Source organism: Calothrix sp. UHCC 0171, from assembly GCF_034931845.1.
In the GTDB taxonomy this organism is placed as follows: Bacteria; Cyanobacteriota; Cyanobacteriia; order Cyanobacteriales; family Nostocaceae; genus Brunnivagina.
Window position 1 is genome coordinate 1 of sequence record NZ_JAYGHN010000093.1, and the last position, 5,368, is coordinate 5,368.

Annotated in this window: 7 protein-coding genes and 1 pseudogene; all 8 read left to right on the forward strand. The window is 42.3% G+C overall.

The features are described 5' to 3' along the window. A pseudogene (locus VB733_RS27255) lies at positions 1 to 384 on the forward strand (hypothetical protein); the annotation flags it as partial. 32 nt (positions 385 to 416) lie between these two features. Continuing rightward, on the forward strand, positions 417 to 722 hold the full coding sequence (locus VB733_RS27260) for a hypothetical protein (protein ID WP_323343175.1): 306 nt from the start codon (positions 417 to 419) through the stop codon (positions 720 to 722). Then, positions 691 to 1,623 (forward strand): hypothetical protein, encoded by a 933-nt coding sequence (locus tag VB733_RS27265; RefSeq protein ID WP_323343176.1) that lies wholly within the window; start codon positions 691 to 693, stop codon positions 1,621 to 1,623. Before VB733_RS27260 ends, VB733_RS27265 begins: the two co-directional genes overlap by 32 nt. Continuing rightward, complete coding sequence (locus tag VB733_RS27270; protein ID WP_323343177.1) at positions 1,613 to 2,944, forward strand: hypothetical protein; 1,332 nt, start codon at positions 1,613 to 1,615, stop codon at positions 2,942 to 2,944. The genes VB733_RS27265 and VB733_RS27270 overlap by 11 nt, the downstream gene beginning before the upstream one ends. A 26-nt stretch (positions 2,945 to 2,970) precedes the next feature. Then, complete coding sequence (locus VB733_RS27275; protein ID WP_323343178.1) at positions 2,971 to 3,669, forward strand: hypothetical protein; 699 nt, start codon at positions 2,971 to 2,973, stop codon at positions 3,667 to 3,669. Positions 3,670 to 3,751: 82 nt separating this feature from the next. Further along, entirely contained in the window at positions 3,752 to 4,126 is a 375-nt protein-coding gene (locus tag VB733_RS27280) for a hypothetical protein (protein ID WP_323343179.1), read from the forward strand. Further along, positions 4,084 to 4,947, forward strand: a complete 864-nt coding sequence (locus VB733_RS27285; protein WP_323343180.1) for a hypothetical protein — start codon at positions 4,084 to 4,086, stop codon at positions 4,945 to 4,947. Before VB733_RS27280 ends, VB733_RS27285 begins: the two co-directional genes overlap by 43 nt. 14 nt (positions 4,948 to 4,961) lie before the next feature. Beyond that, positions 4,962 to 5,368: hypothetical protein (locus VB733_RS27290; protein WP_323343181.1), on the forward strand; the 407-nt coding region annotated here is incomplete at its 3' end.

Sequence of the window (5,368 nt, forward strand, 5' to 3'; positions counted from 1 at the left end):
AATTTAGATGAGTTTTTCAAACAGCGTATAGGTGTTGACCCACAACAATTAAATCCGGGTAGTTACCATTTTGATTTATATCAACTACTTCTCAAATCCGAGTCGATTTCCCAGGTTGGTTATGCTCTATTTCGGGAAGCATTTCTACGTCAAACACAAGACCTAATTATGAATGGGATGGGAGAAGGGGGAATCAACCAAAATCAAACAGTTGGTGGATTTGGTGATGTTTTTGAGGAAATATCACAGGAGTTCGATCGCACTTTTTTGGGGAACTCGGTGAATTGGGGAAAGGGGGAACACCCAATGCTCGCAGCATCCAAGCAAGCATCCCTTCCGGAAGCGCAAAATACGAATACATCATCCCCATCGTCGAGGAAGTAACCGATACAGCTCCAGAATTAGCAAACCAAACTATGCTATGGGCAAAGCGATCGCTCACACCAGAAATCCAAAAAGCTGTGACTTGCGATCGCCAAACAATCACCAATTTCATGACCGAGGGTGGAGTAGTTGCGACGATTGCAGCAATTACAACGACAAGTACAGTTGCAACGATTGCAGTTGCGATCGCATCCCCACCAAAACCAGTTTTCTTGAAGATTATGGCTGCGGGGATTAGTGGAACAATCTTGGGGGGTCTTATTGCAACACTAATTCTTCGGCATTACAGAAAGGAGATTTTGAGGAATGATGCAATCTCAGCATCCACCATCAAATAATCAACCAAACCTCGATGATTTCGATGAAGTCTGGGTGCCGAATCCGCTTGGTCGAAGCCAGGAAAGTGTTTCACCGACTGGGTTAATCGACATTCTCAAGTGGGATAATCTCGAGTCGTTGTTAACTAATCCTTGGCTAGTCTCGATATTTGTAGCGACGGTAATTTTTGTTGTGATTGCTGCGATCGCAACAACCCTCACTAGCCAGAAAAATCCAGAACTAACCCCAGAACAGGAAGCACAACAAGCATTACTGCAAAAATCCCAAAACTTGGAGCAAACTGATAGTAATTTCCGGGAATATCTCACCCGTGATGATAATGGTTCAGGCTTGGTTAGCAATCCTGGTTTATTACAAGCCGCAATATTAGAAGCTGGAACAAGATATCGTAATCGCGTTATTACGAGTCAAAATAATCCCCAAAATCTTGCTTACAACCAACATGAGGAAGTCATTAATTATAACTCAGAGATTGAGGCTTTAAAACGGATTAATTTGGGAGCTTCGGGAAAAGAAGCCCAACTAAAATACGTTGACCCAAAAACAGGTTCGTGGGTGACAATTCCAATTGATTCTGCGGAATTAACTGCGAGTGGTTTGACCAAATTGAATATTATTTCAAACAGTAGAAGGGGAACTACGCAAAGATTTGATTTAGTCACAGTCGCTCAAAATACGCGCAAAATTCTATCAGAGGTGAAAAATGCGAGATTAGAAGCGCTCAAAATTAAAGGATTAAGCCCAGTTGCATCGGAATTAGAAAAAACCGATTGGTTTGGTAATAAATCAAGTCCTTCAGATGCGGAAATCTCCGACTATCAACAATATCAACCCGAACCAATTCCAGCAACACCGCAGCCATCACCCTCATCAAAAATAGGAGGGAAAAATGATAAATAAATTAATACTTGCTCCCATTCCTTTGGTACTGGGAGGTTGGATGTTTACCAGTAGTTTTAGTACGAATACTATCCAACAATCGGTAACACCATACTCTACTCAACAGCAAACTGTAGAAGTAGAAATGCCAGAACCAGCTAAGTCATTTTTACGATTTGGAGGGGGTGCGATCGCTGTATTGGGAACCTCAAGTTTAGTCTTTTGGGAATTAGCAAGCAAAAATAATTCTAAACAAAACCCACAACTTTTGTTAACAGGTCAGAATTGTGTACCAAATGGTTATTATTCACAAAATAATCAACCTATTTCTCAACCCCAAAATACAGGATTAGTAGGAAATAAAGAACAAAATCCAGAAGTTATCGAAAGACCAAAAAATCCTATCCCAACTCCAAATTTCTATCAAACAAATGGCTTTTACACCTCACAGAACACAAGTAATATAGAACAATTCCAGCCCACAAGCCGCTCTGAAGATAAATATTCTGAAGTGCGATCGCTCGTCTACGAAAACACTGTTGGCATAGTTGGCAAAGAAAAAGGAAGCGGAAAAACTTCCAAACTTGGCTATTTAATTGGCGAACATATCAAACTTGGGCATTTAGTTTGGATGGTCAACCCTTTCGCTAAAGGTCAACACTGGAAAGGAATCAAAGTTTTTGGTCGTGGTTACAACTTCGTCGAAGCAACCAATGCGATTCGCGAATTTACTCGAATTGCCTTTTGGAGAATTGCCGAAGCCGGTGATGAAACCAAGGAGTACGAGCCATTCGACGATTATCATTTGCATTTATCCCTGGATGAAATGTCGAATTATTCCAGCGAAATTGATGGGATAGATTCCTCGGTGATGCCCAAATTCTGGGAAGCTGTTGTGCAATTTTTAAGACAAGCAAACATGTCTGTATCGTTTGCCAGTCATGGGGATACTCAAGCGATGCTCGGTGGTTCTAAAGCATTGGCGGGAAAATCCGAAACCATCAAGGATGCGATAGTTTGGCTCTATGCCCAAGCTGTTACCGACAGAAATGTGGAGGGCAATAAACGCTGTGCGGGGTGGGGATATTTGATTCGTCCTGATGGGGGCGAGCGTCAGAAACTAAGAATCGAAATCCCAACTTGGATGCAGGGACCACCCGCAACTCGTCTAGACGGAAAGGACAAATACAACTACATCGAGCTTTTTCAAAAGCATTGTCCCCAGTTTTTATACCAGCCACCTTCCAAGCAGAATCCCATCAAAGATGTCCCAATTGATACCGAACAATTCCGCCAAAAATTGATTGAGCAAGAAGATATCTGGGGATTAGACGGAGAGTAATAATTTCATATCAAGGAGTAAATATTGTGAGCAGACAAATCAGAAGGACGAATTTACCACAGGTTAGCTCAAGGAATTATCTAGATACGAACTTCGTGGACACCAACTATGAGGAAGTGGATGACGAGTATAACTATGGCGATACTCCCTCAGGGAGTGGCTATCGCCAACGCTCCCAAAATCACCGTTGGCACAATCGCGCTTATCGTGTTGGTAGAAATGCTCGAAATGCCTATGATTGGGGGCAAAACTACAGTCGTGGGATTACACCAGCGATGGAAAATGGGGCGAGTGCAGCGATCGCTACTTTGGGAACCGTAGCAAATCATAGTAATCCATTTAGACCTTGGCGATCGTTTGCATTCTGGAGTATGGGAATTGGAACTCTTGTTGTTGGTGGGTGGGTTACTCAATTTTTCCTTGGTGGTCTAATCGCGACTCGCAACCCCAGACAATTACCGCAGAATGCACCAACCGCAGTCAGATTTGGTCATGGGGTGGTCAACGCGGGAAAACCTGTTGCTTCAGGAGTTTGGAGTGGATTTGGTCAAGTTGCCAATGGTGCGGGAGACAGCCTCGATCGAGCAGTGCGCTTGCAAACTGTTGACTCCGAACGCTGGCAACAACCTTCGATCCAAGTTCGCCAATCTCAGCAACCAGCAACAACTTTGCCGCTAACGAATTGGACGGGGGATAGTGGGTATCAATCTGTACGGAGAAAGTGAAATATACGCAATTATTCCGCGAGGGAGGGAGTGAGATGGAGAAAGAGGGAGCTAACAGCACAATATAAGAGGAAAACGACAAATGCGTTATGAATCAGATAGATATACTTCACCTCACTCTCTCCATCTTTCCCGACCTCGCCCAAGTTGGGTAAGCATTCCTGTATCCAGTTTCATAATAACGAGTGCTGTGTTTGTTATTTTTGTCCTCGATTTGGTGAGTCCTGGGTATGGTTCATTTGCGTTTATTCCAGATTTACGACCTCAAATTTCAACTCTGACTGCCGATATTCGCTCCGATTTGGAAAGTTTGACTCGCTCTAAATCCTCGCCGACACCAACTAAGAAAAACCCAAAAGCAGATAAATCCAACAAATGTCAGACCTTATTAGATAGTTACAACCCCAATGCAAAATGCCGTTTCGAGCCGACGAATTACTCAAACATCTCCCAATAGAAATTCAATACCAAGAGTTGAAAGCATTGGAGGAACGCGATCGCTGCCATATTCTCGCTCAAGCAAGAGGACGTGCTTTGTGTTTTGGGTTGTCTTTGGTTATGGCTGCTGCGATCGCACACCCCGGAATCAATCAGTGGTTTGAAAGCAAACTCCAACTCAATCGTATTACTGGTATAAATTTCTCCACAAACACTGACGAACCCAAGTCCAATTCGCGTATTGCAGATGCATTGGTGGATTACGCTAAAAAGCAAAACTGGGAAATTCGCACAGGACAAGGAAAGTACAACATTTTCTACGTCCAAGGCATGTCACCTTCGGGGATACGAAACGACAATACACCCAACCAGTTTAATGATTCGCGATTTTTAGTCGAAGTGAATCCCACCCCAAAGCTAGTTGGAGCATGGGAAGCATCGATAGAACCGGGAACTCATTACGCCAAAAAACCGATGAATCCCAAAGGAACTGCACAAATCCAAGTACCCGGACAGTACAAAGCTTGGCGGGTTGGTAAACATAAAAATCGGGAATTGGCATTAGTTCAAGTTGCACCGGTTGATATTATTCGAGACACAAATCGTAACGGCAAAATCGATGCTCTTGATGAAAAAGAACATTCACAAATCGGTGCTAATCAACACAGCGCCAGCGACCAAAAGTTCGTTGATGATGCTTCTGCTGGTTGTCCAGTTGGACGCACATCGAAGGGACATCAAGAATTTATGGGTTTTCTACAGCAAGATTTGGATTACAAAAATAATAAAAATTTCGTCTTCTCAACTGGCTTTCTTGCTGCCAAAGAATTGAGACTTTAGGAGTGTGATTAAAAGTGAAAGTCAAAAGATATCTTTCCCCATCAGATTATTATTCATACGTCAATAGTAATGAATGGAGAAATAAACATAAGATTTGGCTCAAACAATCTCATTACAGATGTTCGATGTTTCCTTGGATAAAAATTGGGAAATATTCATCTAAAAAGTACGGGAAATATAATATCCATCATACTGGTGTTGGTTATAGACATTTAGGTCAAGAGACATTATGGAAAGATGTGCTTCCCTTATGTCCATTAGCTCATTGGATTATTCATGGTGGCAAGATGAAAGCAAAAGCTCCTTGGCAACCTAATTTATTGCAGAAAATTCTACATTTATGGTGCAGTTTACCTTTATTTATTAAGCGATTATTTTTATTGCTATTGGGGTGTGCGATCGCATCATTTTATTCGATAGG